This window comes from Mycobacterium sp. NGS56 (assembly GCF_059812425.1).
In genome coordinates, this window is the sequence record NZ_JCALCQ010000013.1 from 26,271 (window position 1) to 52,874 (window position 26,604).

Here is a 26,604-nt window from a genome sequence, read left to right on the forward strand (position 1 = left end):
CACATGAACACCAGAACCGGTCTTGCCGGCAACCGCGCTTCGATCGACGCCCACTTCACGACGGGTGTCCTGCACGGGCACTACGACAGCCGCTTCGAGGATCTCGTCGCCGCGCTGGCTGACGAGGTCACCACGGGTGGTGAGCTAGGCGCCGCCATCGCTGTCGATGTCGGCGGCGAGCTGGTCGTCGACATCTGGGGCGGGCATGCCGATCGGGCGAAAACCCGGGAATGGTCAAAAGACACCATAGTCAACGTCTTCTCCAGCACCAAGAACGTGACCGCGCTCGCGGCATTGATCCTGATCGACCGTGGCCTGCTCGACCCGTTCGCCCCCGTTGCCAAGTACTGGCCCGAGTTCGCCGCCAACGGTAAGGACCATGTGGAGGTACGCCACGTGCTCAGCCACACCTCGGGGGTGTCCGGCTGGGAGATGCCGTTCACGCTGGAGGACATCTACGACTGGGAGAAGTCCACGTCCCAACTCGCGGCCCAGGCGCCGTGGTGGGAACCCGGCACCGCGTCGGGCTATCACGCGTTGACCAGCGGCCACCTCATTGGGGAGGTCGTGCGTCGGATCACCGGCAAATCACTGAAAGAGTTTGTGCGACAGGAGATCGCCGAACCGCTGGAAGCCGACTTCCAGATCGGTGCCGGGCCGAAAGACGATGCCCGCATCGCCGAGCTCGTGCCACCCCCGCCGCTGGATGTGCCGCTGGGCACGGTGCCTCACGACCATCCGATGTACAAGACGTTCGCCGCAACGCCGCCGACTTCGGAAATGGCGCTGGCGGCTGAGACGTCCGCATGGCGGCGCGCAGATATCGGTTCGGGCAACGGTCACGGGCACGCGCGCTCGCTCGTCCGTGCTTTGTCGCCGATCTCCTTGGGTGGCAGTGCCAATGGGGCAAGGCTGCTGAGCCCCGACACGATAGACCTGATCTTCCAGGAGCAAGCCAACGGCACCGACCTGGTGCTGGCAATGCCCGCACGATGGGGCATCGGCTTCGCGTTACCTCAACCCGAGGCAGTGCCGGACATCCCGGACGAGAAGGTCTGCTTCTGGGGCGGATGGGGCGGCTCCATGGTGGTCATGAATCCGTACTGCCACACCACCTTCGCTTATGTGATGAACAAGATGGGACAGGTCACCCCATCCGGGACCGATCGAACCCGCAAATACGCGCGGCTGATCTATCAAAGCCTCGGCTGAGGAAGCTATCAATACGGCTGAACGCCTTCGGGCATCACATACTCCGAGATCGGCGCGGTGACGCCGTTGATCGTCGTTCCACCGTTGATGATGCCGGGGGCAAGTTGCAGCATGTTGTGCGGGAACCCGAACCTCGGTTTGGTCAGCGCATCGAGCCGCGCCAGGTCCTCGGCGCCGAGATTCACGTCGGCGGCTCGGACGTTGTCCTCGAGCTGGGAGAGCCGGCGCGCCCCGATGATGACCGATGAGACGGCCCGCTGCGCGCGCACCCAGGCCAGTGCCACGCTGGCGACGTTCGTCTGGTGCGCCTTCGCAATGGCCTCGAGTTCGTCGATGACGGCGTAGGTCTTCTCGTTGAGAAAGGAGTCGACCATGGCGCCGCGGTCGGCGTTGTGCTGGCCGGCGTTGGCGCGGGTGTACTTTCCGCTGAGGACGCCGCCCTTCAACGGCGACCACGGCGTGATACCCAGACCGAATTCGGACGCCATCGGCACGAGTTCCTGTTCGATGGCGCGCTCGAGCAACGAGTATTCGACCTGCAATCCGACGAACGCCGACCAGCCGCGGAAAAGGGCGATGAGGTTGGCCTGGGCGATCTTCCACGCCGGGGTGTCCGAAACGCCGATGTAACGCACCTTGCCGGCGCGAACGAGGTCCTCGAGTGCCGCCATGGTCTCCTCGATGGGGGTGTTCGCATCCCAGATGTGCAGCCAGTACAGGTCGATGTAGTCGGTTTGCAAGCGCCGCAACGAGTTTTCGCACGCGTTGATCAGCGACTTGCGGCCCGAGCCGCCGCCGTTGGGATCACCGGGATACAGGTTGCCGCTGAATTTGGTCGCGATCGCCACCCGATCGCGACGGGCGGGGTGGCGACCGATGTGGTCGCCGATGATCTTTTCGGAGTGGCTTCGGGTGTAGAAGTTGGCGGTGTCGATGAAGTTGCCGCCGAGCTCGAAGTATCGATCGATGATCTGGTGGGACTCTTCCACACTGGTGCCCCAGCCGAGGTCTTCGCCGAACGTCATCGCGCCCAGACACAGGGGGCTGACGCGCAAACCGGATCGCCCGAGTGTCACATATTGATCCAGCGGCATGGGGCCCACTTCCTGGTAGATTGTTCGACCATGGGGTTGTTCATTACTAAACTAGTTCACAGCTGAACAATATGGCAAGTCGATGACTGCAGTCGATGCGGCCAAGATCTGGTCACTGAACTACCGGGTGCTGCTCTCGGTCATCTCGGGCGCCGAGGCCGACATCCGCGCGCTGGGCCTCGAGTCCAAGGAGCTGTTTGTGCTCGCAGAGATCGACGAGCATTCCTATCCGGCTGAACTGGCCGCGACATTGAGCATGCCCAAGGCGACGGTGACCCTCTACCTGAAGCGGCTCGAGGCCGCCGGGTTCGTGCGTCGCGAGATCGACCCGTCCGATTTGCGTCGCCATCGGCTGCTACGCACCCCGGCCGGGCGTCAGGCCGCGAAAAAAGGCCTGACCGTGCTCTCCGACGAGTTCGACAAGCGCCTCGGCCGCCTCACCGCCTCGCAGCGCAACGACCTCAAGACGCTGCTCGAAAAAATCCTCTGAATCCGGGGAGTGTGGGCGTGAGACATTTGACCGGGCTAGTCTGACGTGTCGTGCGCGTCCTGGTGATCGGCTCCGGTGCCCGTGAGCATGCGTTGCTCTTGGCGCTTCGCAAAGACCCCCAGGTCACGGGGCTCGCCATCGCTCCGGGCAACGCCGGAACGGCCCGGCTCGCCGACCAGCATGAGGTCGATGTCACCTCGGCCGAAGACGTCGTTGCCCTGGCTCGCGAGGTCCGCGCCGACCTCGTGGTCATCGGTCCCGAAGTGCCGCTTGTCCTCGGGGTGGCCGACGCGGTGCGAGCCGCCGGCATCGTCTGCTTCGGCCCCAGCAAGGACGCCGCTCGCATCGAAGGCTCAAAGGCATTCGCCAAAGAGGTGATGGCCGCAGCGGGGGTGCGCACCGCGACCACTGAAATCGTCGATACCCCCGCGCATTTGGATGCGGCGCTAAACCGGTTCGGCCCCCCGGTGGGGGATGCCGCCTGGGTGGTGAAGGACGACCGCCTGGCGGCGGGGAAGGGCGTGGTGGTGACCGCGGATCGCGGTGTCGCACGCGCGCACGCCGCCGGGCTCCTCGAGGCTGGACACCCGGTACTGCTGGAGTCCTACCTGGACGGCCCCGAGGTATCACTGTTCTGCGTGGTCGACGGCGCAACCGTGGTCCCCTTGCTGCCGGCGCAGGATTTCAAGCGTGTCGGTGACGGCGACAGCGGGCCCAACACCGGTGGTATGGGTGCCTACGCGCCGGTTCCGTGGCTTCCCGATGAGATGTATCGCGATGTGGTCAGCAACATCGTCGAACCCGTTGCGGCCGAGATGGTTGCGCGCGGCAGCCCGTTTTGCGGCCTGCTGTATGCCGGACTCGCCATCACGGCGAACGGACCTGCGGTCGTTGAATTCAATTGTCGTTTCGGCGATCCTGAGACACAGGCCGTGCTGGCGCTGCTGGAATCGCCGCTCGGGCAGCTGTTGTATGCCGCGGGCAGTGGCACATTGGCGGACTTCGGTGAGCTGCGCTGGCACGGCGGTGCCGCCGTGACGGTGGTGGTGGCGGCGGAGAGCTACCCCGGACGCCCCCGGGTGGGTGACGTCATCGTCGGCTCGGAAGCCGACGGGGTGCTGCACGCCGGAACGGCGCGGCGCGACGATGGCGAGATCGTCTCGTCGGGCGGGCGGGTGCTGTCGGTGGTGGGCATGGGCGCCGACCTGACGACCGCGCGGGCCAAAGCCTACGAGGTCGTGCGTTCAATTCGACTGCCGGGCAGCCATTTCCGCAGCGACATCGCCCTACTGGCGGCCGGCGGGAAGATCCACGTCTAAAACGCGGCGGCCTGACCGTCCCGACGCGGATCGCTGGCCGCCAAGTAGCCGCCCTCGAGACGCCAGATCGCCTGACAGCTGCCGAATTGGTTGTAGTCGTCGACGGCAACCAAATCGTGTCCGCGCCGGCGCAACTCGTCCAGCGTCGCACCCCGGAAACCCGTTTCGCAGCTGACCTGCATACCCTCCACCCAGCGGAACCTCGGGGCATCGCATGCCGCCTGCGGGTTCTGCCCGTGGTCGGCGATGCGCACCAGCACTTGCACATGACCCTGGGGCTGCATCATTCCGCCCATCACCCCGAAACTCATGACCGGGGCGCCGCCTTTGGTCACAAACCCCGGGATGATGGTGTGGTAAGGACGCTTGTTCGGGCCCACGGTGTTCGGATGGCCGGGGGTCGCAACGAAATTCGCACCCCGATTCTGCAGCGATATTCCGGTGCGTGGCACCACCACGCCCGAACCGAACCCCATGTAGTTCGACTGGATCATCGACACCATCATTCCGGCGGCGTCGGCCGCGGTCAGATAGACGGTTCCACCCACCGGCGCTCCGGCGGATGCGGGCTTGGCTCGACCGCGCTCGATCAGCGCCGCGCGCTGCCTCAGATATTCCTTGTCCAACAGCCGTTCCGGCCCCAGTGGCATGTGCTCGATGTCGGCGACGTAGGCCTGCGCGTCGGCGAACGCCAGCTTCACCGCTTCGATCTGCAGGTGCACGCTGTCGGCGGAATCCGCTGGCAGCGAACCCATGTCGAAATGCTCCAGGATACCCAGGGCGATCAGCGCGACGATTCCCTGCCCGTTGGGTGGGATCTCGTGCACCGTGTACCCGCGGTAGTCGCCGTCGACCGTGCCGACCCAGTCGGCACGGTGAGCCGCCAGGTCGCTGGCCCGCATGGCGCCGTCGTTGTCCAGCGCGTGCGCCTCGAGTTTGGTGGCCAGTTCCCCGCGGTAGAACGCCTCGCCGTTGGTCGTGGCGATCGCTTCGAGCGTGGTGGCATGATCGGGCAAGCTGAATCGCTCACCGGGTTTCGGCGCTCGTCCGCCCGGCAGAAACGCCTGGGCGAAACCGGGGTGGTTCTCAAATACCGGCTGCTGCGCCGCCCATTGCTCGGCAACCGTCGGGGAGACCAGAAAGCCGTTGCGGCCGTAGTCTATTGCGGGTTCGAAGAGCCGCTGGAACGGGAGCTTGCCGAACTTCGTATGGAGTTCGGTCCACGCAGACACCGCGCCGGGCACGGTCACCGCATTCCAACCAAAAATCGGAACACCCTTGCCGCCGAAGTATTGCGGCGTCCACGCCGCGGGCGAACGACCCGAGGCGTTCAGTCCGTGCAGCTTCTTGCCATCCCACACGATGGCGAACGCGTCCGAACCGATCCCATTGGATACCGGCTCCACGATCGTCAGGGCGACGGCCGTGGCGATGGCCGCATCCACCGCACTGCCGCCCTGCGCGAGCATCCGCAGGCCAGCCTGAGCCGCAAGCGGTTGCGATGTGCACACAACGTTTTCCGCCAGGATGGGCTTGCGTGGCCAGGCGTACGGGAAGGTCCAGTCGAAAGGTGTGGTCACCTTCGCGAGCGTAACGCCACTGCGACTCTCGGCGTGCTATCGCGGCGCGCCGTTTGCGGGGCAGTGCCCAGCCCGCGGTCTGAGCGTTACGCCGCCAGCAGCGGTGCCATCCAGGTCAGCTCGGCAGGCAACTGCGAACTCCAGAATGCCCCGTCGTGTCCGCCGGGCGAGAACCCGCCGGCCGGCGGATTGGGCAGTTGCGCAATGAACTGCTTTGTCGCGGCGTAGAACGGATCGCCGTCGCCGCAGTCGATCCGGATGGGGATGGAGGCCAGGGCGGGCATGCCGAACACCGAGTTCGCCGCGAAGTCGTCCGGGCCGTCGAAGGCTCCCGGTGCGGCGGCACCCGAAGACAGCCACAGCGCCGGGCTGACTGCGCAGATCGCCGCGGTACGCGCCGGTCCAAACCGGCCGCCCAGCAGCAACGCGCCGTAGCCGCCCATCGACCACCCCAAGAACGCCACCCGCGAGGTGTCCAGATTATGGTTGCCCAGCATTGGGATGAGCTCGTCGAGCACCATGGCGCCGCTGTCCTCACCGGAAGACCGCTTGTGCCAATACCCGCCACCGCCGTCGACGGCAACGACCGCGAACGGCGGTAGTCCGGCATCGACGGCCTGTGCCAGACCGTGTTCGACCCCGCCCGCCATCACGGTGGAGGCGTCACTGCCCTTGCCGTGCAGCGCGATCACGGGCCGCAGCGGCCTCGTCTGACCCGGCGGACGTGCGATCGCCCAATTCGTGTTCGCCCCGCCACGCGCGGCTGAGACGAAGGAACCGGTCACCATGGTCGGTGCGGGCGCCGCCGGGGGAGCCGGATCGCGAGGTGGGTTCGGCGCCGGTGCCAACGGCACCTGGGTGCCGGCCGTCGCTACCGGCATGGCGTGAGATGTGCGGGGCCTTAACAGGATGTCGAACCCGTAGGCACCCACCGCCCCCATGGCCGCGCTGGCGCCGAGGCCGAGCAGGGCGCGTCGGGTCAAGTCGGGCATGCGGGCCATTATGCCCTGGCCGTTTGGCCGAAATGGCAATGCAGTACCACTTTGGCTGGCACGATGGCTACTCGTGACTGCAGCGGTTACTCCAAAAGGAGAACGTCGGCGGTATGCGCTCGTGAGCGCCGCCGCCGAGCTGCTGGCCGAGGGCGGGTTCGAAGCGGTGCGACACCGGGCGGTCGCGCGGCGGGCCGGATTGCCGTTGGCATCGACCACTTATTACTTCTCCTCGCTCGATGATCTGATCGCGCGCGCCGTCGAACACATCGCCATGATCGAGGTGGCGCAGTTGCGGTCGCGGGTCAGCACATTGTCGCGGCGGCGCCGGGGGCCGGAGACCATCGCGGAGGTGTTGGCCGATCTGCTCGTGGGTGACGTGTCCGGTCCGGGCCTTACCGAACAGCTGATCTCGCGCTATGAGCGGCACGTCGCCTGCATCCGCCTGCCCGCCCTGCGCGAGACCATGCGGCGCAGCCTTCGCCAGCGAGCCGAGGCGGTGGCCGAGGCCATCGAGCGCTCCGGCCGCTCGGTGCACATCGAACTGGTGTGCACGCTGATCTGCGCAGTCGACGGTTCTGTGGTGTCGGCCCTGGTGGAGGGGCGCGATCCGCGCGCGGCGGCGCAGGGTGCGGTGGTCGACCTCATCGAGGTGCTCGCGCCCATCGATCAGCGGCCCGTGCAGATCTGAGCCACCCCTACGCGCGGACCGGACTTGCCGGCAGCGACGGCGTCACGATGTACCCGGTGTCGAGGTCGCCGTAGATCGTCACATCCCTCGGTTTGCGCTGCGCATACAGTGCCACGTAGGCGCACACGACGGCGTCGATCGGATCCTCCGCGCGGCGCAGCTCGCTTTTGCGCTGCGCGGCCGTCACGGCCCGGCGCAGCGCGACCCATCCCTCATGCCCGTCGACGCGAAGCGGGGCGGGAGCATGAGCCAGCCGCTCGACGCCGTCCATCAGCAGCAATAGCTCGGATTTGAGCCGGTCGACGGTGCGGCCGGGCCTTGCCTTGTACTTCAGTGTGCGCTCCAGGCGGAAAAGCGCGACGGTCGCCGCATGCGGATAGACCTCGATGGCGCGCCGGGCGGCCGGCGAGCGCGGATCGAGATCCAGACCCAGTGCCACGGCCAACCGGCCCGCGCGGGGGCCGTCGGCGAATTCGGGTTTTCTCGTGTTGCAGGGATGGGCACCGGCCTCGTACCTGCGGAAATCGCGGTTGAGCGCGGTCTCGGCGGGACGCTGGCCAGTCGGGTTGTTCACCACGAGCGGCGCATCGAAGGCAATAAGGCAATCGCCGCGTACGTAGGGGTGCAGCGCGGAGAGGATCTCTTCGTCGTCGCGGACCGCACACACGCTCACCAGATCGCCGCCGGAGTCTACGACGGCGACGCCGGTCGGGTTGCGGCCCGCCCACGCGAGGTCGACGCCGACGAAGTACACCCGCCACATTGTGCCGCGAAAGTGCAACCACCCACCGCTTCGCTCGGGCGATACGTCGCCGATCGCACTCTCGCGGTGCCGGACCGCCGCTACCAGCGCGACCGTAAGCTGTGTGTTCGTGAGGACCAAGTGAGCATTCCGAATGTGCTGGCCAACCGGTACGCCAGTGCCGAGATGGTCGCGATCTGGTCGCCGGAGGCCAAGGTGATCGCCGAGCGGCGACTGTGGCTGGCGGTGCTGCGCGCGCAGGCGGAACTGGGCGTTTCGGTACCTGCCGAAGCCATCGCCGACTACGAGCGGGTGATCGAGGACGTCGACCTGGCGTCGATCGCGGACCGCGAGCGGGTGCTGCGCCACGACGTCAAGGCCCGCATCGAGGAGTTCAATGCGCTGGCCGGTCACGAGCACGTGCACAAGGGCATGACCAGTCGCGATCTGACCGAGAATGTGGAGCAACTGCAGATTCGGCGTTCGCTCGAGTTGGTCTTCGCCCACGGCGTGGCGGTCGCCGCCAGGCTGGCGGAGCGGGCCGTGGCCTACCGCGACCTGGTGATGGCCGGACGCAGCCACAACGTCGCCGCGCAGGCCACCACGTTGGGCAAGAGGTTCGCCTCGGCGGCCCAGGAAACACTGATCGCCTTGACCAGGCTGCGCGAATTGATCGACCGCTACCCGCTGCGCGGCATCAAGGGCCCGATGGGCACCTCGCAGGACATGCTCGATTTGCTCGGAGGGGACGCGGCCAAGCTGGCCGAGCTCGAACGTCGCGTAGCCGAGTTCTTGGGCTTCGCAACGGTATTGACCAGCATCGGGCAGGTGTATCCGCGCTCGCTGGACCACGACGTGCTCTCGGCGCTGGTGCAGCTGGGTGCGGGGCCGTCGTCGATGGCTCACACCATCCGGCTGATGGCCGGGCACGAACTGGTCACCGAGGGATTCGCGCCCGGGCAGGTCGGCTCCTCGGCGATGCCGCACAAGATGAACACACGCAGCTGCGAACGCGTCAACGGGCTGCAGGTGGTGCTGCGTGGCTACGCCTCGATGGCCGCCGAGCTGGCGGGTGCGCAGTGGAACGAGGGCGACGTGTTCTGCTCGGTGGTGCGACGAGTGGCGTTGCCGGACAGCTTCTTTGCGATCGACGGCCAGATCGAGACGTTTTTGACGGTGCTCGACGAATTCGGCGCCTATCCGGCGGTGATCGGTCGCGAGCTGGATCGCTACCTGCCGTTTTTGGCCACCACCAAGGTGTTGATCGCCGCGGTGCGCGCCGGCGTGGGGCGCGAGACCGCACATCACGTGATCCGCGAACACGCGGTCGCCACCGCGCTGGCCATGCGCGAACGCGGAGCCGAGCCCGACCTGCTCGAGCGCCTGGCCGCCGACGAGCGGCTGCCGCTGGACCGGGCCGCGCTGGATGCCGCGCTGGAAGACAAGAAGGCGTTCACCGGCGCCGCAGGTGACCAGGTGGACGAGGTAGCGGCGCAGGTGGACGCGCTGGTAAGCCGCTATCCGGACGCGGCCAAGTACGCCCCGGGCGCGATCCTGTGACGCTGGCCGACGCGCTCGCCCAGATCGACTTCACCGATCTGGACAACTTTGCGAACGGATTCCCGCACGATCTGTTCGCGATCCATCGCCGTGAGGCGCCGGTGTACTGGCACGCACCGACCGACAACACCCCGGACGGCGAAGGCTTCTGGTCGGTGGCCACCTACGCGGAAACGCTTGAGGTGCTGAAAGATCCGGTGACGTATTCATCGGTCACCGGTGGCACGCGGCCGTACGGCGGCACGCTGTTGCAGGACCTGGCAATCGCGGGCCAGGTGCTCAACATGATGGACGATCCGCGGCATTCGCAGATTCGGCGGCTGGTCAGCTCGGGGCTGACACCGCGGATGATTCGGCTGGTCGAAGACGACCTGCGGACCAGGGCACGGCGGCTGCTGGACGCGGTGGTGCCGGGCGAGCCGTTCGACTTCCTGGTGGACATCGCCGCCGAATTGCCGATGCAGATGATCTGCATCCTGCTGGGAGTCCCTGAATCCGAACGACATTGGCTGTTCGAGGCCATCGAGCCGCAATTCGATTTCGGCGGCTCGCGCAAGGCCGCACTATCGCAGCTGTCGGTCACCGAACGGGACGCAGCGGCCGGATCGCGGATGTATGAGTACGGCCAGCAGCTGATCGCGTCCAAGCGCGAGAACCCGACCGACGACATGCTGTCGGTCGTGGCGAACGCGATGCTGGATGACTCCGACGGCGGCGCCGGATCGGCCCTGTCCGACCTCGAGCTGTACCTGTTCTTCAGCTTGTTGTTCAGCGCCGGCGCGGAGACCACGCGCAACGCGGTCGGGGGTGGCCTGCTGGCGTTGGCCCACCATCCGGACCAATTGCGGTCGCTGCGCGCCGATCTCGACGCGCTGCCCACGGCCGTCGAGGAGATGGTGCGGTGGACATCGCCATCGCCCTCCAAACGCCGCACCGCCACGCGCGACGTGACGCTGGGCGGGCAGTCGATCCAGGCCGGCCAGAAGATACAGATCTGGGAAGGCTCGGCGAATCGCGATGCCGGCGTGTTCGCGAACGCCGACCAATTCGATTTTTCCCGAAAGCCGAACCCACACCTGGGATTCGGCCAGGGAGTGCACTACTGCCTGGGTGCCAATCTGGCCCGGCTGGAGCTGCGGGTGTTGTTCGAAGAGCTGCTGTCTCGGTTCGGCGGGGTGCAAGTCGTCCGGCCGGTCGAATGGACCCGCAGCAATCGGCACACCGGCATCCGGCACCTCGTCGTGGAGCTCCGCGGACAACCGTGACGATCCGGTTCGCTGATGTCGAGCCCTCGCCCGATGTGTTCGCCGCGGTGATGGCGACGGGGATCTTGTCGATCGGCGCGCGCAATCACGGTTACCGGTTGATCAGCGACACGATGGGTGTCATCGCCACCGTCGGGTTGCTTTTTCTGGTTGCGCTGGTCGTCGCGAAGGCCGCCATCCCCGGCCAGAAGTTGTGCTGGGACCTGACCGATCCCGACGTCACCCTGCGACTGATCACTTTCGTGGCGGCCTGTGCGGTGATCGACACCCGTCTGTCGTCCAACGTCTGGGTGGCGCGGATACTGGGCGGGGTCGGCCTGGCGTCCTGGCTGATACTGATCCTGTTCAGCGCGCGAAACATGTTGGCGCAGCGGTGGACAGACCTGCGTGACCGCGCACACGGGGCCTGGCAACTGGGCAGCGTCGGAACCTCAGGTCTGGCGATCGTCATCGCCCGGGCGGCTCGTCACACCGGTCATCACTGGTGGCTCGCGGTGGCCGTGACCGGATGGGTGGCGGCGCTGGGCATCTACGGCCTGATGACGTGGCTGACCATGTGGCGTGTGGTGAACGAACGGCAGGACCGCGACGGCTTCGAACCCGATACCTGGATCCTGATGGGGGGCATGGCGATTGCGACGCTGGCCGGCGACAACATCGACGCCGTGGCTCCCGCCTGGCTGGCCGGGCCGGTCCGTGCGGTCACCATCGTGACCTGGGTGGCGGCCACGTTGTGGATACCGCCGCTGATTTATTTCGCGCTGCACCGCATCAGGCGGTATCCCAACGTGCTGCGTTTCGCCGGTGTGTGGTGGGCCTTTGTCTTTCCGTTGGGCATGTACTCCGCGGCAAGTTTTGCCATGGCACGCGAGATCAATCAGCCCTCGCTGTTCACCGTTTCGCTGGTGTTTTTCTGGGATGGGCTGGCCGCGTGGCTCACTTTGGTGGTCGCGGGGCTGCTGCTTTTATCTCGGCGGGTGCTGCTGACTCCCGCGGATCGCGATTCCGGCCGACCGTAGTTCGAGCGCGGCGAGCGCCCCGATGGTGGCCGGATCCTCGCGCCGCCAACCGCCGACCGGATCCGCGCTCACGGCGATCAACTTCCGCGGCGGACGGTTGGTCAACGCGCGCAGCGCAAGCAATTGCGCACCGGCCGGTGTTGCGGCCAGTGCGGTCACGGCCAACTTGCGCCGAAAGAAGCGCAGCCGCAGAAACAACCACGGGAGCACCGCGATGAGGATTGGGACCGCCACGACGGCCATGGCGAGCAGCACCGCGAGCCAGCTCGCCGCGCTGTCCAGATCATGGCCTGCGCCGGCGATGTCCAGCGCGGCGTGGCTGGCGGAGTTGAGCGGCTTGCTGACCGTGTCACCCACCACCGGAATGTGCTGGGCGCCGTGCCCGGCGGACGCGAGGTCGCCGGCGATCCCGTTCGCGCCGCTCTCGACCTGGCGGCCGGCGTCGGCGATGGTAGCGATGGCGTCGTAGACGGCCAGGCCGACGAGCAGCCAGAGCGCCGTCCACACGACGACGACGAAGTCGCTGAACAGCTGGACAGCCAACCGGCCGGGCCTGGTGGAATAGGGCAGAAACCGCGGTGTCATAGCCCCGATCCCAGCACAAAGGCTATCTAAGGGTGCCCGATAGGCTGACCGGATGCCTGCACTGTCCGACTACCAGCATCTGGCCAGCGGCAAGGTCCGCGAGCTGTATCGCGTCGATGACGATCACCTGCTGCTCGTCGCCACCGACCGGATCTCGGCGTATGACTTCGTCCTGGACAGCACCATCCCGGACAAGGGCCGCATCCTCACCGCGATGAGCGTCTTCTTCTTCGGACTCGTCGATGCACCCAACCATCTGGCCGGCCCGCCTGATGATCCGCGCATCCCCGACGAGGTCCTGGGCCGCGCGCTGGTGGTGCGCCGGCTGGAAATGCTTCCCGTGGAATGCGTGGCGCGCGGCTACCTGACCGGATCGGGATTGCTGGATTACCAGGCGACCGGAACGGTCTGCGGCATCGCGCTGCCCCCGGGACTGGTCGAAGCCAGCAGGTTCGCCGAACCACTGTTCACCCCCGCGACCAAAGCCGCACTGGGCGACCACGACGAAAACATACCCTTCGCGCGGGTGATCGAGATGGTCGGTGCCGTGCCCGCCAACCAGCTGCGCGACCGCACGATACAGACCTATATTCAGGCCGCCGATCACGCTCTCCGAAAGGGAATCATCATCGCCGACACCAAGTTCGAGTTCGGCACCGACCGTGAAGGCAACCTGCTGCTGGCCGACGAGATCTTCACGCCCGATTCGTCGCGGTACTGGCCGGCCGACGAGTACCAGGTCGGCGTCGTCCAGAAGAGCTTCGACAAACAGTTCGTCCGCAACTGGCTGACCGGCCCCGACTCGGGTTGGGACCGTCACGGCTCACAACCCCCGCCGCCACTGCCCGAACACATCATCGACGCCACCCGGGATCGGTACATCGAAGCCTACGAACGCATTTCCAGCTTGAGCTTCGCAGACTGGATCGGCCCCAGCGCATGACCGAAGCGCACCTGGAGGGGACGGTACCCCCTGTCGCCAAGCGAGTAAACAGTCAGCGTGAGCATCACGGCGACGTCTTCATCGACCCGTATGAGTGGCTGCGCGAAAAGACCAACCCGGAAGTCATTGCCCACCTCGAGGCCGAAAACGCCTACGTCGATCAGCTGACCGCCCACCTCGAACCGCTGCGGCAGCAGATTTTCGGCGAGATCAAGGCGCGCACCAAAGAGACGGATCTGTCGGTACCGACCCGGCAGGGCGACTGGTGGTACTACGCGCGCACCTACGAGGGCAAGCAGTATCGCGTCCAATGCCGTTGTCCGATAAGCGGATCTGACGACTGGGATCCGCCGATCCTGGACGAGGACACCGAGATCCCGGGCGAGCAGATCCTGCTCGATTCCAATGCCGAAGCCGAGGGCCACGAGTTCTTCTCCCTGGGTGCCGCAACGGTGAGTCTGGATGGCAACCTGCTGGCGTACTCGGTAGACACCCTCGGTGATGAGCGTTACACGTTGCGGTTCAAGGACTTACGCACCGGCCAGCTGTTCCCCGACGAGATCGCCGACATCGGGGCCGGCGCGACGTGGGCCGCCGACAACCGCACCGTGTATTACTCGACCCTGGATGACGCTCACCGTCCCGACAAGGTGTGGCGGTATCGGGTGGGCTCCGGTGCGGACTCGGAGCTGGTGTATCACGAAACGGACGAAAAGTATTGGCTTGGCGTGGGGCTCACCCGCAGCGAGGCCTACGTCTTCATCGCCTCGGGATCCTCGATCACCTCCGAATATCGCTACGCCGACGCCGCCGATCCGCAGGCCGAGTTCACCGTCGTGCTGCCGCGCCGCGAGGGCGTCGAGTATTCGGTCGAGCATGCCGTCATCGGAGGGCAGGACCGGTTCTTGATCCTGCACAACGACGGTGCGGTCAACTTCACCCTCACCGAGGCGCCAGTCAGTGATCCGGCACAGCAGCGCACCCTCATCCCGCACCGCGACGATGTCCGGCTCGATGGGGTGGATGCTTTCGCCGGCCTCCTGGTCGTCAGCTATCGGCGCGAGGCACTGCCCCGGATGCAGCTGTGGCCCATCAACGCAGATGGCACATACGCAGAGCCCGAAGAGATTTCGTTTGATTCCGAGCTGATGACCGCCGGAATGGCCGGCAACCCCAACTGGGCGGCACCCAAGCTGCGGATCAGGGTGGGATCACTCGTCACCCCGGCACGGGTCTACGACATCGACCTCGCCACCGGTGAACGCACCTTGCTGCGCGAGCAACCCGTACTCGGCGATTACCGAACCGACGACTACGTAGAACGGCGTGACTGGGCGGTTGCCGACGACGACACCCGCATCCCGGTGTCCATCGTGCACCGCGCCGACATCCAATTCCCATCTCCCGCTTTGCTATACGGTTACGGCGCTTATGAGCTGTGCACCGATCCGAGCTTCTCCATTGCTCGGCTGTCGCTGCTGGACCGCGGCATGGTGTTCGCCATCGCCCACGTGCGTGGCGGCGGCGAGATGGGCCGGCTGTGGTACGAGCACGGCAAGCTCTTGGAGAAGAAAAACACCTTCACTGACTTCGTAGCGGTCGCACGGCATTTGGTGGATGCTGGCGTCACCCGGGCGCATCAGCTTGTGGCACTGGGGGGTAGCGCCGGCGGTTTGTTGATGGGAGCGGTGGCCAATCTGGCGCCGGAGCTTTTCGCCGGCATTCTCGCGCTGGTCCCGTTCGTCGACCCGCTGACCACTATCCTGGATCCCTCGTTGCCGCTGACGGTCACCGAGTGGGATGAATGGGGAAACCCGTTGGCGGACAAGGAGGTTTACTCCTACATGAAGTCTTATTCACCGTATGAGAATGTCGAGGCCAAGCGATATCCGGCGATTCTGGCGATGACGTCGCTGAACGATACGCGGGTTTACTACGTGGAGCCGGCCAAGTGGGTCGCGGCGCTGCGCCACGCCAACGGCGACGGTAATCCGGTCCTGTTGAAGACCCAGATGAACGCTGGGCACGGCGGCGTCAGCGGTCGCTACAAGGGCTGGGAGGAAACCGCGTTCCAATACGCCTGGGTGTTGGCCGCCGCCGGGGTCCAGCCGTCGACGTAGGCCACTCGATGCGGGCCACGGACCGGGGGAGCTGCGCTATTCCCCGGCCGTTTCGCTTGCCGGCTTCTTCGGCAGGAACCACGCCGGAATGAGGGTGCACACCACCAGGACGACGGCGATCACGAACACCGCGGTGTAGGCGTGCGAAAGGTCGTGTAGCACATTGCTCGAAAACCCGGGGGCGAGCGACTGCGCGGGTATCGCGGACTGGTCGACCGGCACCCCGTCGACGGCCGCCCTCTGACGCAGTGCGGCGAGCTTGTTAGCCGCGAGGATGTCAGGGCTCCGATTGAACTGGTTTGTCAGGATCATCGACATCAGCGCGGTCCCGATCGAGCCACCCACTTGGTGACTGACGCTCATCAGCGTCGTTCCCCGGGCGATCTGATGGGGCGCCAGTGCCTGCACCGAGGCGACCGACAGCGGCATCATCGTGCAGCCCAGGCCCAGGCCCATGATCGCCAGCCCGACCAGCAGCGTGGGTAGATAGTGCGCCTGGGTGGCCGTCCCGAAGGCGAAGGCGCCGAGACCGGTGGTGATCAAGGCGATCCCGACCAGCACGATCTTTCCCGGCCCCTGCCTGTCCACCAGCGGTCCGGTCAGCCGCATGGTCAGCATGGCGCCCAGCCCCTGAGGGATCATGTGCACTCCCGCCTGCATCGGCGTTTGGTGGGCCACCTGCTGGAAATAGCTCGGCAGCAGCAGGCCGGCGCCGAAGAATGCGCCGGCGAAGACCAGCATCGTCACGTTGGCGTGCGTGAGCACGGGATTGCGGAATAGCCGCAGGTCAATCAGGGGATGATCGGCGTAACGCCACGCGTGCGTGACAAAACCCGCGATCAATGCCAGCCCAATCATCGCCGGTATCACCACGTGGCGATCTGCCACGGTACCGCGGCCCGGGATGGAGGACACCGCGAACAAAAACGTCGCCAGTCCCGGCGAGAGCAGCAGCACACCGACGGCGTCGAAGGTCTCCGACCGCGCCGGGTGATCCCGCGGGAAGATGACGGCGGCCAGGGCGATGGTGAGAAACCCGATCGGCACATTGATCAGGAAGATCCACCGCCAGCTCGAGGTGTCGATCAGCCAACCGCCCAGGATGGGTCCCGCGATCGGGGCGAGCAGCATCGGGATGCTCAGTATCGACATCAGGCGCCCGAGCCGGCCCGGGCCCGCTTCGCGAGTCATGATCATGAAACCCAACGGCAGCAACATACCACCGCCGATGCCCTGCACCACACGAAAGGCGATGAGCTGCACGATGTTTGCCGCAATCGCGCATAGCAGCGAGCCCAGTACGAAGGCCACCACGGAGCCCATGAAGAGCCGTTTGGTGCCGAACCGGTCGGCCGCCCAGCCGGTTATCGGGATCACGGTTGCCAACGCGAGCGTGTAGCCCGTCATCGTCCAGGCGACGACGGCCTGCGAGGACGCGAATTGGTCGATGAAGGTCCGTTGCGCGACGCTGACGACCGTGACGTCGAGGATCGCCATCACCGTGGCCAAGATGCACACACCCGAGATCCGCAACAGCGCGGCATCGAGCTTGTCGGGATATTCCCGTTCCTCGACGCCCGGCTGCCCCGCCGGCGCGTGGGGCGGCGGCGTTCCGGCCGCCGCGTACGAGGCCTCATCCATGGCGTTGGTTAGCATATCGAACTGATCGCGTTGGCCCTGATGCGCGGCGGTTGTGGTCGGCGCGGGCCCGGCGGGCGCCGAAACCTTAGTGTGCGCGCGGGTGCATATACGCCTGCTGTCTGCGTGTCCTTCACCGTTGCGACACCTGGGATCGGCAAACTGCTGGTGTGTCTGGAAAATTGATCGTCTCGGTCTCGGGGATTGGGGAGCGCACCCTGCCCGACGTGGAGGCGTTCTGCGCGCAGATGGAGGCCCGCGACGTACCGGTGTCGTTACTCGTGGCTCCGCGGCTGTCCGGTGACTACCGGCTCGACCAGGACCCGGGAACCGTCGACTGGCTGACCAACCGCCGCGCCGGCGGCGACGCCATTGTGCTGCACGGCTATGACGACGCGGCCACCAAGAAGCGCCGCGGCGAATTCGCGATCCTGCGGGCGCACGAGGCCAACCTGCGACTGATGGCCGCCGACCGGGTGCTCGAGCACCTCGGGCTGCGGACCCGCCTGTTCGCGGCGCCCGGCTGGGTGGTGTCGCCCGGTGTTGTCAAAGCATTGCCGGACAACGGATTCCGCTTGCTGGCCGATCTGCATGGGATCACCGATCTGGTGCGCCACACCACCGTCCGCGCCCGCGTGCTCGGCATCGGCGAGGGCTTCCTCACCGAACCGTGGTGGTGCCGGATGATGGTGCTGTCCGCCGAGCGGATCGCCCGGCGCGGCGGCGTCGTGCGGGTTGCGGTCGCGGCACGCCACCTCCGCAAACCCGGGCCGCTGCAGGCCATGGTGGACGCGGTCGACTTGGCGTTGATGCACGGCTGCACGCCCACCGTGTACCGCTGGCAGCCGGCCAGAGCGGCGCTTCACGCCGCCTGACCAAGCGACTGTCTTACCTGGTCGTCGGGGCATTACCCTGGTCCGACATGAGCGATTCTTCGGTAGCCGGCTTCGACGCTGATGCCATCGTCGTCGGGGCGGGCCTGGCCGGCTTGGTCGCCGCCTGCGAACTGGTCGACCGCGGCTTGCGGGTGCTCATCGTCGATCAGGAGAACAGCGCCAACCTGGGCGGGCAGGCGTTTTGGTCGTTCGGCGGCCTGTTCTTCGTCGACAGCCCCGAGCAACGTCGGCTTGGTATCCGCGACAGCCATGAACTCGCGCTGCAGGACTGGCTGGGTACCGCGGCCTTCGATCGTCCCGAGGACTACTGGCCACGCCAATGGGCACACGCCTACGTCGATTTCGCTGCCGGGGAGAAGCGCAGTTGGCTGCGGACGCGGGGACTCAAGCTTTTCCCGTTGGTGGGCTGGGCCGAGCGCGGGGGGTATGACGCACAGGGGCATGGCAATTCGGTTCCCCGCTTCCACATCACCTGGGGCACCGGACCCGCGCTGGTCGAGGTTTTCGCTCGTCAACTGCGCGACCGCTCATCGGTGCGCTTTGCGCACCGCCACCAAGTCGATGAGTTGATCGTCGAGGGCGAAGCGGTGGTCGGCGTGCGGGGCACGGTGCTGGAGCCCACGGCCACGCCGAGGGGAGTCGCGTCATCGCGGAAACCGGTAGGGCAGTTCGAATTCCGTGCCGACGCGGTGATCGTGACCAGTGGCGGCATCGGTGCCAATCACGAACTGGTGCGAAAGAACTGGCCCAAACGCATGGGTCGCGTCCCCGAGCAACTCCTGAGCGGGGTGCCCGCCCATGTCGACGGCCGGATGATCGCCATCGCGCAGCAGGCCGGCGCGCGGGTTATCAATCCCGACCGGATGTGGCACTACACCGAGGGCATCACCAACTACGACCCGATCTGGCCGCTGCACGGGATCCGGATCATTCCGGGTCCGTCGTCGCTGTGGCTGGATGCGAGTGGCAAGCGGTTGCCGGTCCCGCTCTACCCCGGTTTCGATACGCTGGGCACGTTGGAGTACATCACCAAATCAGGGTTCGACTACACCTGGTTTGTGTTGAACGCCAAGATCATTGAGAAGGAGTTCGCGCTCTCCGGGCAGGAACAGAATCCGGACCTGACCGGACAGAGCATCCGCGAACTGCTGCGAAACCGGGCTCGTTCCGGGCCGCCGGGACCGGTTCAGGCGTTTGTCGATCGGGGTGTGGACTTCGTCAGCGCAAACTCGTTGCGCGACTTGGTGAGCGCGATGAACAAGCTGCCCGATGTGCAGCCACTGGACTACGCCACGGTGGAGGCCGAGGTCACCGCCCGGGATCGCGAGGTGGCGAACAAGTTCAGCAAGGACGGGCAGATCACGGCGATCCATGCCGCGCGAAGCTATCTGGGCGATCGGCTGGGCCGGGTGGTGGCGCCGCACCGGCTGACCGATCCGAAGGCGGGACCGATGATCGCGGTCAAGCTGCACATCCTGACCAGAAAAACGTTGGGCGGCATCGAGACCGACCTCGCCTCGCGGGTGTTGAAGTCCGACGGCACGCCGCTGACCGGCCTGTATGCCGCCGGCGAGGTGGCCGGGTTCGGTGGCGGCGGCGTGCACGGCTACCGCGCTTTGGAGGGCACGTTTCTGGGTGGCTGCATCTTCTCGGGCCGCGCCGCCGGGCGCGGCGCCGCCGACGACATCACGTAGCCGGATACGGGGCGAGCCGGCGCCAACTGTAGGGGACAGGTATGTTTACCCGTCGCAACTCGTCCATGGGGCCCACACTCGACGGCCGAGCTACCCCGCGCTAGAACGTGACGGCGTCTTCTTCGGGCAGCACCTGGAAGTCGGTGCTGGTCATCTCGGTGAGCCGGCCGTAATAGATCCCCCGCGCGTCCGGGGCGATGATCCCCTGGTGAATGGGAACGGCGCGCTCCGGAGCCACCGCACGCAGGTAATCGACCGCCTCGGACACCTTCATCCAGGGCGCGGCCGCCGGGGTGGCCAAGACGTCCACCGGCTCGTCGGGCACAAACAGCGCGTCACCGGGGTGCATCAACCGGGCGCGGTGGTCGGCATCGCCGACCAAAAACGAGATGTTCTCTATCACAGGGATTTCCGGGTGGATGACCGCGTGTTTGCCGCCGACGGCGCGAACGGTCAGTTCACCGATGTGCAGCTCGTCGCCGACACGGACCTCGCGGCAGGGCGCGCCCAGTTGCGCGGTGGTTTGCGGATCCGCATACAGCGCGGCATCCGGGTTGCCGTCGAGCAAGGCCGGCAGCCGGTTGGCGTCGACATGGTCGGGGTGCTGATGGGTGATCAAGATGGCGGTCAAGCCGGTGATTCCCTCGAAACCGTGCGCGAAGGTGCCGGGGTCAAAGAGCACGCGGGTGTGGTCGAACTCGGCAAGTAGGCACGAATGGCCGAAATGCGTCAGTTGCATATCTACGATTGTGCCTTGATGGACAAGCTGCCGATGCGCGTGATCCTGGCCACGATGCTGGTCGCCGGCACTTTTGCCGTTGCTCTGATCGTCGCCATCCCTGCACACGCAGACCCGGAGACTTGCCCGAGCGTGTGCGATCGGATCCCGAACACCGCGTGGATCGATCAGCATGCCGTGCCACTTGACGCCGTGTACCACTGGCCAGCGCTCGCCGACCAGGCCGCGCAGACGACCGGTTTGGCGCCCGGCCCCCGGTTCCGGTTCGAGGAGTTGTGCGCGGCGCCGGCGATACCCCGGGATCCTCGAGACTCGGCCGTCTCGGCTCGCGCGACGGTTCAGCATCCCGACGGACAGTGGCAACTGCAGGCCCAGGTCTTGCACTGGCGGGGTGACACCGCCCGAGGTGGGGCCATCGCGACCACGGCCTTCAGCAGTGCCGTCGCCGCCCTGCGGGCCTGCCAACAGCGCGCACCGCAGGAGTCACCGTCGCTGACCAGCGACGAAGCGAACCGGATGGCCGCCGTGATCAGCGGCCCGGTGGTGATGCACACCTACCTGTTCGCCCACCCGGCCAGCAGCACGATCAGCGAGGTCACGCTCTGGTCCACGGCGCCGCCGCAGGTGGCCTGGCCGTCGATGGCCGACGATCCGGTGCTCAATGGCATGGGCGCACCCCTGTGCGAGGCCTACATTGCCTCGTGCCCGTGACCCCCGAGCTGCGCTTTCGCCGGTAGAGTGACGCCGGAACGCCAACTGAGGAGGAGCGCCGGTGGCCCGGGTGATCGTAAGCGTGATGCCCAAAGCGGAGATTCTCGATCCGCAAGGTCAAGCGATTGTAGGCGCACTGGGTCGCCTCGGACATCCGGGAATCTCAGATGTGCGGCAGGGCAAGCGATTTGAGCTCGAAGTGGACGACAGTGTCGACGATTCGGCGCTCGCCGAGATCGCGGAATCGCTGTTGGCGAACACCGTGATCGAAGACTGGACGATCAGCCGGGAGAAGCAGTGACGGCACGCATTGGGATCATCACGTTTCCCGGCACGCTCGACGACGTGGACGCTGCACGCGCGGCGCGGCGGGTCGGTGCCGAGGCCGTCAATCTGTGGCATGCAGACGCCGATCTGAAGAACGTGGATGCCGTGGTGGTGCCCGGCGGGTTCTCCTACGGCGACTATCTGCGGGCCGGTGCGATCGCCCGGTTCGCCCCGGTGATGACCGAGGTGGTGGCGGCCGCGCGGCGGGGCATGCCGGTGTTGGGCATTTGCAACGGATTTCAGGTGCTCTGCGAGGCAGGACTGTTGCCGGGGGCACTGACCCGAAATGTGGGTCTGCACTTTATCTGCCGCGACGTGTGGCTGCGGGTGGCGTCGACTTCGACGGCCTGGACGTCGCGCTTCGAGCCCGACGCCGACCTGTTGGTCCCGCTGAAATCGGGAGAGGGACGCTACGTAGCGCCTGCCGACGTGATCGAGGAACTCGAGGGCGAGGGGCGGGTGGTGTTCCGATACCACGAGAACGCCAACGGCTCGCTGCATGACATCGCTGGGGTCAGTTCGGCCAACGGCCGCGTGGTAGGTTTGATGCCGCATCCCGAGCACGCCATCGAGGCGCTGACCGGACCCTCCGATGACGGCCTGGGCCTGTTCTATTCGGTGCTGGACGGCGTGCTGGCCGGCTGAGCGGAAATGCCTGCGGCATCGCGCAATTCGGCGAATGACGCGGCAATGGCATCCGTCGCCTCGTGCGGGTCGTTGAAGGTCCGGTCGTCGGTGAGCACCGCGACGCCGAGCCGGTCCACGTAACTCCACACCGTGATGTTGACCGGTCGATGACTGCCACCTTCAGTGCGTGTGTAGGTTGGGCGTCTGGCTGTAGGGCGGCTTCGGGTCCACGCCGTCGAGTCTTTTCACACGCCACCTCCCGTGGCCCGTTCACGGTCAGCCCAGGATCGGGAACCGGCGCTCACCGGCGAGCCGCTTGAGCGCGGCTTCCATGACGGCACGGACGTGGGCGTCGACCTCGTCGACGTCGGGGTCACGGCCGAATTGGGCAGTGATGTCGATCGGCTCGAGAACCTCGGTGACAACCTTCGCCGGCAGGGGCACGTTGGGCGGGAAGATGACGCTCAAGCCGAAGGGGAACCCGAAGCTGATCGGCAGAATGTCCATTCGCGCTTTGGTCAGCCCCAGCTTGCGGGCCAGCCAGTTGCCCCGGGTCAGGAACAGCTGAGTCTCCTGGGCGCCGATGGATACGGTCGGCACGATCGGCACCCCGGCCTCGATGGCGGTCCGCACGTAGCCGGTGCGGCCATTGAAGTCGATGGTGTTCGCACTGAAGGTCGGCCGGTAGGAGTCGTAGTCGCCGCCGGGGAATACCAGCACTACCGCGCCGGAGTGCAGGGCGGTGGCGGCGTTTTCGCGGCTGGCCTCGATCACTCCGAGGCGGCGCAACCAGCCGTCCAACGGCCCCATGAACAGCCCGTAGTGGCCCAGCGTGTAGACGGGGCGGTCATAGCCGAACCTGTCGTAGAAGGCCGGCGAGAAGATCAGCACGTCCGGGGTCAGCATGCCGCCCGAGTGATTGGAGACCAAGAGGACTCCGCCCGAGGATGGGATGTTGTCCAGGTTTCGCACCTCGGCCCGGTAGTACCGCTTGATGGCCGGTCCGAGCATCTTTGCCACCTGCTCGGTGAAAGCGGGATCCCATTTGGCGGTTTCGTAGTTGTCCGCCGCGTCAACACCGTTGCCCGTCATGGCCCCTCGCTGTCTGTTCCGGCTCGTGCTAGTTGTTGCCGATGCGACGCCGCTCTCAAACCTCAGCGTCCGGTTGGCATATCATCCTCTCCATTTGAGAGAATGCCATATCCGTTTGCTGGAAAAGGGGTAGGCTGACGTCAGCCGACGTCGCGCAGCAACGGCCGTTCCATGGGCGGCGATTCGACCGGGGGGTTCAGCTCCTCGAAAAGCTCGGTGGCGTCCGCGATGGTCTGGTCTAGGAACGAAGCGAAATCGTTGAAGGTGACGTCGTCTCGGATCCATTGCGACTTGCGGGCCATTACGCCAACGCGCTGCGGATCCGACGAGCCGTGCACGATCGCGGTGACCTGGCGGTCAAGCCGGTTCCATCGGTCGCAGAAGTACGTCACCCACGGTCGATCGACCGCCGGGAAGTAGCACGCGGGACTGATGCGGATGACCAACACGTCGTCGTGCGCGGGAGAGATCTCGAAGTGAACATGCAGGCGCCGCGGAGCGTTGCTGACGAAGAAGTATTCGCCGTCGTGGTGGCCGCGAAAATATCGGCGCCCGCGGGTGCGCAGGTAACGCTCGACCAGGTTCGCGCACAGCTGCTCATTCGTCATGAGTTCGATGGTCCGGCCCGTGACTTTGGGAATGCTTGGAGCCAAGCCAAGCGGCACCGAAGAATCGGTTGAGAATTCGCTGAGTGAGCGCGTCCTCGCGGGAGTTTCGGCCCACGCTCAGGTCGACTCGCGCCGTTCCACGATTCCGGCGCCGGGGCTGGGCACCGAGCGCGGCAACGTGACCGAAAATCTGTACCGCTCGGGACGGTAATGGAACTCCACCACCTCGAGCGGCTTGTCGTCGTGGCCGTAGCTGGTGCGCTCGAGCACCAGCACGGGAGACCCCAACGGCAGATTCAGAGCGCCGGCCACTTCCAGCGAGGCACCGGCCGCGTGAATCTCGTAGTTGGCTCGGGAGATGGGAACGTCCAGTCGCCGCTCCCACATGGTGTAGGTGCTTTCCATCGCCTGCGCGGTCTGCTCGTCGGTCGCGCTCTTCAGAAGTGGCTCCGCGGCCTTGCCCACACCCGGTGGCAGGTAGGCGATCATCAGGGCAAGGGGATGCTCACCATCGCGAAAACGCCGGTGCACACACAGGACTTTGGACAGGCCCAATGCCTCGGCAACGCGTTGTGGCGCGTCCTCGACACGATGCGACAAGACGTCGACGTTCGGCGTGATCCCGGAGCCCGCCAGCACCTCGGTGATGGTGCGCACGCCGGGCCCGAGTTCTTGCTTCACCGGGTTGGCTACAAACGTGCCCAGGCCTTGCTTTCGTACCAGCCACCCCTGGCGTTCGAGCAGCCCGACGGCGGCGCGCACGGTCACCCTGCTCAGGCGGGTGCGATCGATGAGTTCTCGCTCGGTGGGCAATCGCGCGCCGCGGGGCAGACGCTGTTTGACGATGGCCGCCTTGAGCCCTTCGGCGAGTTGAGTGCTGGCCGGCACGCTGCCACGGGATATCCGAAGGTCGGCAATGTCGAGGTCCAACTGATCAAAAGCCACAAGATGTATTAAAACGTTCTGTCCGCCCGGGGGTGAAGGGAGGCTCCGTGGCGCAAGCGGCAGTTGAACGGATTACTCTGGTAGCGAATGGTTTTCGCGCGTGGTCAGCCGACCACAGGTGGGTACGGGCCTTGCGCGGGTCGGGAGGGTTGAAGGTGCCGATCGCCGTGGAGCGGTTCGACCACATTGTCTTGAATTGCCGCGACGTCGAGGCGACCGCCGCGTGGTACGAGCGGGTGCTGGGCATGCGGCGCGAGACGTTCGGCCCGTCGCAGAGGACGGCCCTGCGCTTCGGGGATCAGAAGATCAATCTGCGACCCGTCGGGGCGCTGGCCGACGATCCGAATTGGTTCACCGGGTCGGTGGAGGCCGCCGGTTCCGAAGACCTGTGTTTCGTCACCCGTGCAGGCGCGCAGGACGTTCGTGCCCATCTCGCCGCGTGTGGAGTGGAAGTGATCCGCGGACCGGTGACCAAGGTGGGTGCGCTCGGGGAGATGACCTCGCACTACTGCCGTGACGTCGACGGCAACCTGATCGAGATCGCCGTCTACTGAGGGTCGGTCAGCGGATACAGGGCCGGGAGATTGATCACGATGGCTTCCTGGCTGCTGCGGGCGATCACGACCTCGGCAGTGGTGTTGGGGTCGGGGTTTTCCTCCCGGTGCGGCAGATACGGCGGAATGAAAACATAGTCACCAGGCGCGGCGGCGATGCGGACCTCGCCGGTGCCGTCATGAAAGACGAATTCCGGGTTGCCGGTTCGCACGTAGATGGCGGTCTCGGAGTCACCGTGATGGTGGTTGTCCGAGGCCGATTGCGGCGACGCGTGCGTCTCGCCCATCCAGAGCTTCTCCGCGCCGACCGAGCTGCCGGACAGGGCGGCGAAGCGTCGTAGCCCCTCCGATTGTGCTGTGTCGGAGCTGATCTCCGACGCCTTGATGTGACGTATCCGGTTCAGCGCGACCGGCCTTGCCGTGTCGTCGAAGTCTGGATGAAATCCGTCTGAAGTGGCCATGGGTCAATTATCGCGGGGCCCGAGTAGCTCGGCGAGCTCACGCAGATCATTGGCGACGATATTCGGCTGCGGTAGTCCGTCGACCGGTAGCGGTGTGTTGCCGCGGCGGGTGAGCAGAGCTCCACTGAAGCCGACGTTCTGCGCACCGATGATGTCCCAGACGTGCGCGGCCACCATCATGCAATCCGGGGGAGCCACCCCGAGCGTCTCGCACACGTACCGATATACGGCGGGCGAGGGTTTGAACACGCTGCGAGCATCGACACTGAGTTGGTGTTCGAAAAAGTCTGCCAGCCCGGATCTTTGCAGTGCCGTCGGGCCATCCGGATTCGGCGGGGAGTTACTCAACGTGACCAGCCGAAAACCGTTGTCACGCAGGACGGCGAGGCCGTCGGCGGCATCGGGGTGTGCCGGCATGGTGAGCAGCGCGGTCTTCAGGCGGTCCAGGTCGTCGTCCGTGACGCCCACCCGGTGGATGCCGCCCAGCATGCGCAGCACCCCCTGACCCAACACGGGAAACGTCACATAGCGCTCGGCCAGCGTGATGGTCATCGAGTACATGACCAGCTGCGCGAACCATTCGCGCACCATCCGTTCGTCACCGAATAGCCCACCGAAAAGTGGTGCGAGGGACTCGATGTCGAGTAGCGTCTCGTTCACGTCGAAGACGAGGACGGACGGTGCGGGTGCTGGCGCCATG

The 26,604-nt window shown here is 66.0% G+C and carries 27 protein-coding genes and 1 pseudogene; 15 read left to right on the plus strand and 13 right to left on the minus strand.

The window, feature by feature from the left end; genetic code table 11:
* Window positions 1-3: 3 nt before the first annotated feature.
* Entirely contained in the window at window positions 4-1,212 is a 1,209-nt protein-coding gene (locus AC5Y4F_RS22705; RefSeq protein WP_499998829.1) for a serine hydrolase domain-containing protein, read from the plus strand.
* A gap of 8 nt (window positions 1,213-1,220) precedes the next feature.
* Here the strand turns inward: AC5Y4F_RS22705 and AC5Y4F_RS22710 are convergent, their stop codons facing one another.
* The gene (locus AC5Y4F_RS22710) at window positions 1,221-2,315 is read right to left on the minus strand and encodes an aldo/keto reductase (protein ID WP_499998831.1); all 1,095 of its coding nucleotides are present in this window, start codon (window positions 2,313-2,315) and stop codon (window positions 1,221-1,223) included.
* A 73-nt stretch (window positions 2,316-2,388) separates the two neighbouring features.
* On the opposite strand from AC5Y4F_RS22710, the gene AC5Y4F_RS22715 reads away from it, so the two are divergent.
* Entirely contained in the window at window positions 2,389-2,796 is a 408-nt protein-coding gene (locus AC5Y4F_RS22715; protein ID WP_499998833.1) for a MarR family winged helix-turn-helix transcriptional regulator, read from the plus strand.
* 50 nt (window positions 2,797-2,846) lie between these two features.
* A complete protein-coding gene (gene purD / locus AC5Y4F_RS22720) occupies window positions 2,847-4,115 on the plus strand; it encodes a phosphoribosylamine--glycine ligase (protein WP_499998834.1) in 1,269 nt (422 codons plus the stop codon).
* Here purD and AC5Y4F_RS22725 read toward each other — a convergent pair.
* A complete protein-coding gene (locus tag AC5Y4F_RS22725) occupies window positions 4,112-5,695 on the minus strand; it encodes a gamma-glutamyltransferase family protein (protein WP_499998836.1) in 1,584 nt (527 codons plus the stop codon). The two genes, purD and AC5Y4F_RS22725, sit on opposite strands and share 4 nt — an antisense overlap.
* An 86-nt stretch (window positions 5,696-5,781) precedes the next feature.
* Window positions 5,782-6,699 carry an alpha/beta hydrolase-fold protein gene (locus tag AC5Y4F_RS22730; protein ID WP_499998931.1) on the minus strand — a complete coding sequence of 306 codons (918 nt, stop codon included), beginning with the start codon at window positions 6,697-6,699 and terminating at the stop codon, window positions 5,782-5,784.
* Window positions 6,700-6,760: 61 nt separating this feature from the next.
* On the opposite strand from AC5Y4F_RS22730, the gene AC5Y4F_RS22735 reads away from it, so the two are divergent.
* A complete protein-coding gene (locus tag AC5Y4F_RS22735) occupies window positions 6,761-7,378 on the plus strand; it encodes a TetR/AcrR family transcriptional regulator (RefSeq protein WP_067929886.1) in 618 nt (205 codons plus the stop codon).
* 7 nt (window positions 7,379-7,385) lie between these two features.
* On the opposite strand, the gene AC5Y4F_RS22740 is transcribed toward AC5Y4F_RS22735, so the two are convergent.
* Window positions 7,386-8,132 (minus strand): DUF429 domain-containing protein, encoded by a 747-nt coding sequence (locus tag AC5Y4F_RS22740; protein WP_499998838.1) that lies wholly within the window; start codon window positions 8,130-8,132, stop codon window positions 7,386-7,388.
* Between the two features lie 129 nt (window positions 8,133-8,261).
* Between AC5Y4F_RS22740 and purB the strand changes: the two genes are divergently transcribed.
* From purB to AC5Y4F_RS22755, 3 genes are read left to right on the plus strand one after another with little or no spacing between them, the layout of a single operon-like run.
* Window positions 8,262-9,680 (plus strand): adenylosuccinate lyase, encoded by a 1,419-nt coding sequence (gene purB, locus AC5Y4F_RS22745; protein ID WP_499998840.1) that lies wholly within the window; start codon window positions 8,262-8,264, stop codon window positions 9,678-9,680.
* Window positions 9,677-10,945, plus strand: a complete 1,269-nt coding sequence (locus AC5Y4F_RS22750; protein ID WP_499998843.1) for a cytochrome P450 — start codon at window positions 9,677-9,679, stop codon at window positions 10,943-10,945. Before purB ends, AC5Y4F_RS22750 begins: the two co-directional genes overlap by 4 nt.
* Entirely contained in the window at window positions 10,942-11,964 is a 1,023-nt protein-coding gene (locus AC5Y4F_RS22755; protein ID WP_067929884.1) for a tellurite resistance/C4-dicarboxylate transporter family protein, read from the plus strand. Before AC5Y4F_RS22750 ends, AC5Y4F_RS22755 begins: the two co-directional genes overlap by 4 nt.
* Here the strand turns inward: AC5Y4F_RS22755 and AC5Y4F_RS22760 are convergent.
* A complete protein-coding gene (locus AC5Y4F_RS22760) occupies window positions 11,911-12,549 on the minus strand; it encodes a hypothetical protein (RefSeq protein ID WP_067929883.1) in 639 nt (212 codons plus the stop codon). The genes AC5Y4F_RS22755 and AC5Y4F_RS22760 overlap by 54 nt on opposite strands.
* 52 nt (window positions 12,550-12,601) lie before the next feature.
* Between AC5Y4F_RS22760 and AC5Y4F_RS22765 the strand changes: the two genes are divergently transcribed.
* Entirely contained in the window at window positions 12,602-13,492 is an 891-nt protein-coding gene (locus tag AC5Y4F_RS22765; RefSeq protein ID WP_067929882.1) for a phosphoribosylaminoimidazolesuccinocarboxamide synthase, read from the plus strand.
* Complete coding sequence (locus tag AC5Y4F_RS22770) at window positions 13,489-15,612, plus strand: S9 family peptidase (RefSeq protein WP_499998850.1); 2,124 nt, start codon at window positions 13,489-13,491, stop codon at window positions 15,610-15,612. The genes AC5Y4F_RS22765 and AC5Y4F_RS22770 overlap by 4 nt, the downstream gene beginning before the upstream one ends.
* A gap of 36 nt (window positions 15,613-15,648) precedes the next feature.
* Here AC5Y4F_RS22770 and AC5Y4F_RS22775 read toward each other — a convergent pair whose 3' ends face one another.
* Window positions 15,649-17,268 (minus strand): DHA2 family efflux MFS transporter permease subunit, encoded by a 1,620-nt coding sequence (locus AC5Y4F_RS22775; RefSeq protein ID WP_499998852.1) that lies wholly within the window; start codon window positions 17,266-17,268, stop codon window positions 15,649-15,651.
* Window positions 17,269-17,420: 152 nt separating this feature from the next.
* On the opposite strand from AC5Y4F_RS22775, the gene AC5Y4F_RS22780 reads away from it, so the two are divergent.
* Both AC5Y4F_RS22780 and AC5Y4F_RS22785 read left to right on the plus strand, forming a co-directional pair.
* Window positions 17,421-18,125, plus strand: coding sequence for a DUF2334 domain-containing protein (locus AC5Y4F_RS22780; protein ID WP_067929880.1), 705 nt, complete (start codon window positions 17,421-17,423; stop codon window positions 18,123-18,125).
* Between the two features lie 47 nt (window positions 18,126-18,172).
* Window positions 18,173-19,840: an FAD-binding dehydrogenase gene (locus AC5Y4F_RS22785; protein WP_067929879.1), complete on the plus strand. Its 1,668-nt coding sequence runs from the start codon at window positions 18,173-18,175 to the stop codon at window positions 19,838-19,840.
* A gap of 100 nt (window positions 19,841-19,940) precedes the next feature.
* Here the strand turns inward: AC5Y4F_RS22785 and AC5Y4F_RS22790 are convergent, their stop codons facing one another.
* Window positions 19,941-20,579 (minus strand): MBL fold metallo-hydrolase, encoded by a 639-nt coding sequence (locus AC5Y4F_RS22790; protein ID WP_067929878.1) that lies wholly within the window; start codon window positions 20,577-20,579, stop codon window positions 19,941-19,943.
* On the opposite strand from AC5Y4F_RS22790, the gene AC5Y4F_RS22795 reads away from it, so the two are divergent.
* The 3 genes from AC5Y4F_RS22795 to purQ all read left to right on the plus strand — a co-directional run bounded on the left by AC5Y4F_RS22795 (window position 20,556) and on the right by purQ (window position 22,262).
* Window positions 20,556-21,290 carry an ATPase gene (locus AC5Y4F_RS22795; protein WP_499998855.1) on the plus strand — a complete coding sequence of 245 codons (735 nt, stop codon included), beginning with the start codon at window positions 20,556-20,558 and terminating at the stop codon, window positions 21,288-21,290. The genes AC5Y4F_RS22790 and AC5Y4F_RS22795 overlap by 24 nt on opposite strands.
* A 61-nt stretch (window positions 21,291-21,351) precedes the next feature.
* A complete protein-coding gene (gene purS / locus AC5Y4F_RS22800) occupies window positions 21,352-21,591 on the plus strand; it encodes a phosphoribosylformylglycinamidine synthase subunit PurS (RefSeq protein WP_067929877.1) in 240 nt (79 codons plus the stop codon).
* On the plus strand, window positions 21,588-22,262 hold the full coding sequence (gene purQ, locus AC5Y4F_RS22805; RefSeq protein WP_067929876.1) for a phosphoribosylformylglycinamidine synthase subunit PurQ: 675 nt from the start codon (window positions 21,588-21,590) through the stop codon (window positions 22,260-22,262). The genes purS and purQ overlap by 4 nt, the downstream gene beginning before the upstream one ends.
* On the opposite strand, the pseudogene AC5Y4F_RS22810 reads toward purQ, so the two are convergent.
* The 4 genes and pseudogenes from AC5Y4F_RS22810 to AC5Y4F_RS22825 all read right to left on the minus strand — a co-directional run.
* A pseudogene (locus tag AC5Y4F_RS22810) lies at window positions 22,229-22,408 on the minus strand (WS/DGAT domain-containing protein); the annotation flags it as partial. The gene purQ and the pseudogene AC5Y4F_RS22810 sit on opposite strands and share 34 nt — an antisense overlap.
* 112 nt (window positions 22,409-22,520) lie before the next feature.
* On the minus strand, window positions 22,521-23,336 hold the full coding sequence (locus AC5Y4F_RS22815; protein ID WP_067929875.1) for a lysophospholipid acyltransferase family protein: 816 nt from the start codon (window positions 23,334-23,336) through the stop codon (window positions 22,521-22,523).
* Window positions 23,337-23,476: 140 nt separating this feature from the next.
* Window positions 23,477-23,944 (minus strand): YbjN domain-containing protein, encoded by a 468-nt coding sequence (locus AC5Y4F_RS22820; protein ID WP_067929874.1) that lies wholly within the window; start codon window positions 23,942-23,944, stop codon window positions 23,477-23,479.
* 117 nt (window positions 23,945-24,061) lie between these two features.
* Window positions 24,062-24,889 (minus strand): Rv0792c family HTH-type transcriptional regulator, encoded by an 828-nt coding sequence (locus AC5Y4F_RS22825; protein WP_067929873.1) that lies wholly within the window; start codon window positions 24,887-24,889, stop codon window positions 24,062-24,064.
* Window positions 24,890-25,044: 155 nt separating this feature from the next.
* Here AC5Y4F_RS22825 and AC5Y4F_RS22830 point away from each other — a divergent pair, with 155 nt between their 5' ends.
* Entirely contained in the window at window positions 25,045-25,443 is a 399-nt protein-coding gene (locus AC5Y4F_RS22830) for a VOC family protein (protein WP_067929872.1), read from the plus strand.
* Here AC5Y4F_RS22830 and AC5Y4F_RS22835 read toward each other — a convergent pair.
* A complete protein-coding gene (locus tag AC5Y4F_RS22835; RefSeq protein ID WP_067929871.1) occupies window positions 25,437-25,904 on the minus strand; it encodes a cupin domain-containing protein in 468 nt (155 codons plus the stop codon). The genes AC5Y4F_RS22830 and AC5Y4F_RS22835 overlap by 7 nt on opposite strands.
* A gap of 3 nt (window positions 25,905-25,907) precedes the next feature.
* Window positions 25,908-26,603: a haloacid dehalogenase type II gene (locus AC5Y4F_RS22840; protein WP_067929870.1), complete on the minus strand. Its 696-nt coding sequence runs from the start codon at window positions 26,601-26,603 to the stop codon at window positions 25,908-25,910.
* Window position 26,604 lies beyond the last annotated feature (1 nt).

Coding starts and splice junctions, on each gene's coding strand:
- AC5Y4F_RS22790 (WP_067929878.1), bottom strand. CDS start 20,579: ATGCAACTGACGCATTTCGGCCATTCGTGCCTACTTGCCGAGTTCGAC.
- AC5Y4F_RS22795 (WP_499998855.1), top strand. CDS start 20,556: ATGGCCGAAATGCGTCAGTTGCATATCTACGATTGTGCCTTGATGGAC.
- AC5Y4F_RS22765 (WP_067929882.1), top strand. CDS start 12,602: ATGCCTGCACTGTCCGACTACCAGCATCTGGCCAGCGGCAAGGTCCGC.
- AC5Y4F_RS22760 (WP_067929883.1), bottom strand. CDS start 12,549: ATGACACCGCGGTTTCTGCCCTATTCCACCAGGCCCGGCCGGTTGGCT.
- AC5Y4F_RS22820 (WP_067929874.1), bottom strand. CDS start 23,944: ATGACGAATGAGCAGCTGTGCGCGAACCTGGTCGAGCGTTACCTGCGC.
- AC5Y4F_RS22705 (WP_499998829.1), top strand. CDS start 4: ATGAACACCAGAACCGGTCTTGCCGGCAACCGCGCTTCGATCGACGCC.
- AC5Y4F_RS22840 (WP_067929870.1), bottom strand. CDS start 26,603: ATGGCGCCAGCACCCGCACCGTCCGTCCTCGTCTTCGACGTGAACGAG.
- AC5Y4F_RS22775 (WP_499998852.1), bottom strand. CDS start 17,268: ATGCTAACCAACGCCATGGATGAGGCCTCGTACGCGGCGGCCGGAACG.
- AC5Y4F_RS22785 (WP_067929879.1), top strand. CDS start 18,173: ATGAGCGATTCTTCGGTAGCCGGCTTCGACGCTGATGCCATCGTCGTC.
- AC5Y4F_RS22715 (WP_499998833.1), top strand. CDS start 2,389: ATGACTGCAGTCGATGCGGCCAAGATCTGGTCACTGAACTACCGGGTG.
- AC5Y4F_RS22815 (WP_067929875.1), bottom strand. CDS start 23,336: ATGACGGGCAACGGTGTTGACGCGGCGGACAACTACGAAACCGCCAAA.
- AC5Y4F_RS22770 (WP_499998850.1), top strand. CDS start 13,489: ATGACCGAAGCGCACCTGGAGGGGACGGTACCCCCTGTCGCCAAGCGA.
- AC5Y4F_RS22835 (WP_067929871.1), bottom strand. CDS start 25,904: ATGGCCACTTCAGACGGATTTCATCCAGACTTCGACGACACGGCAAGG.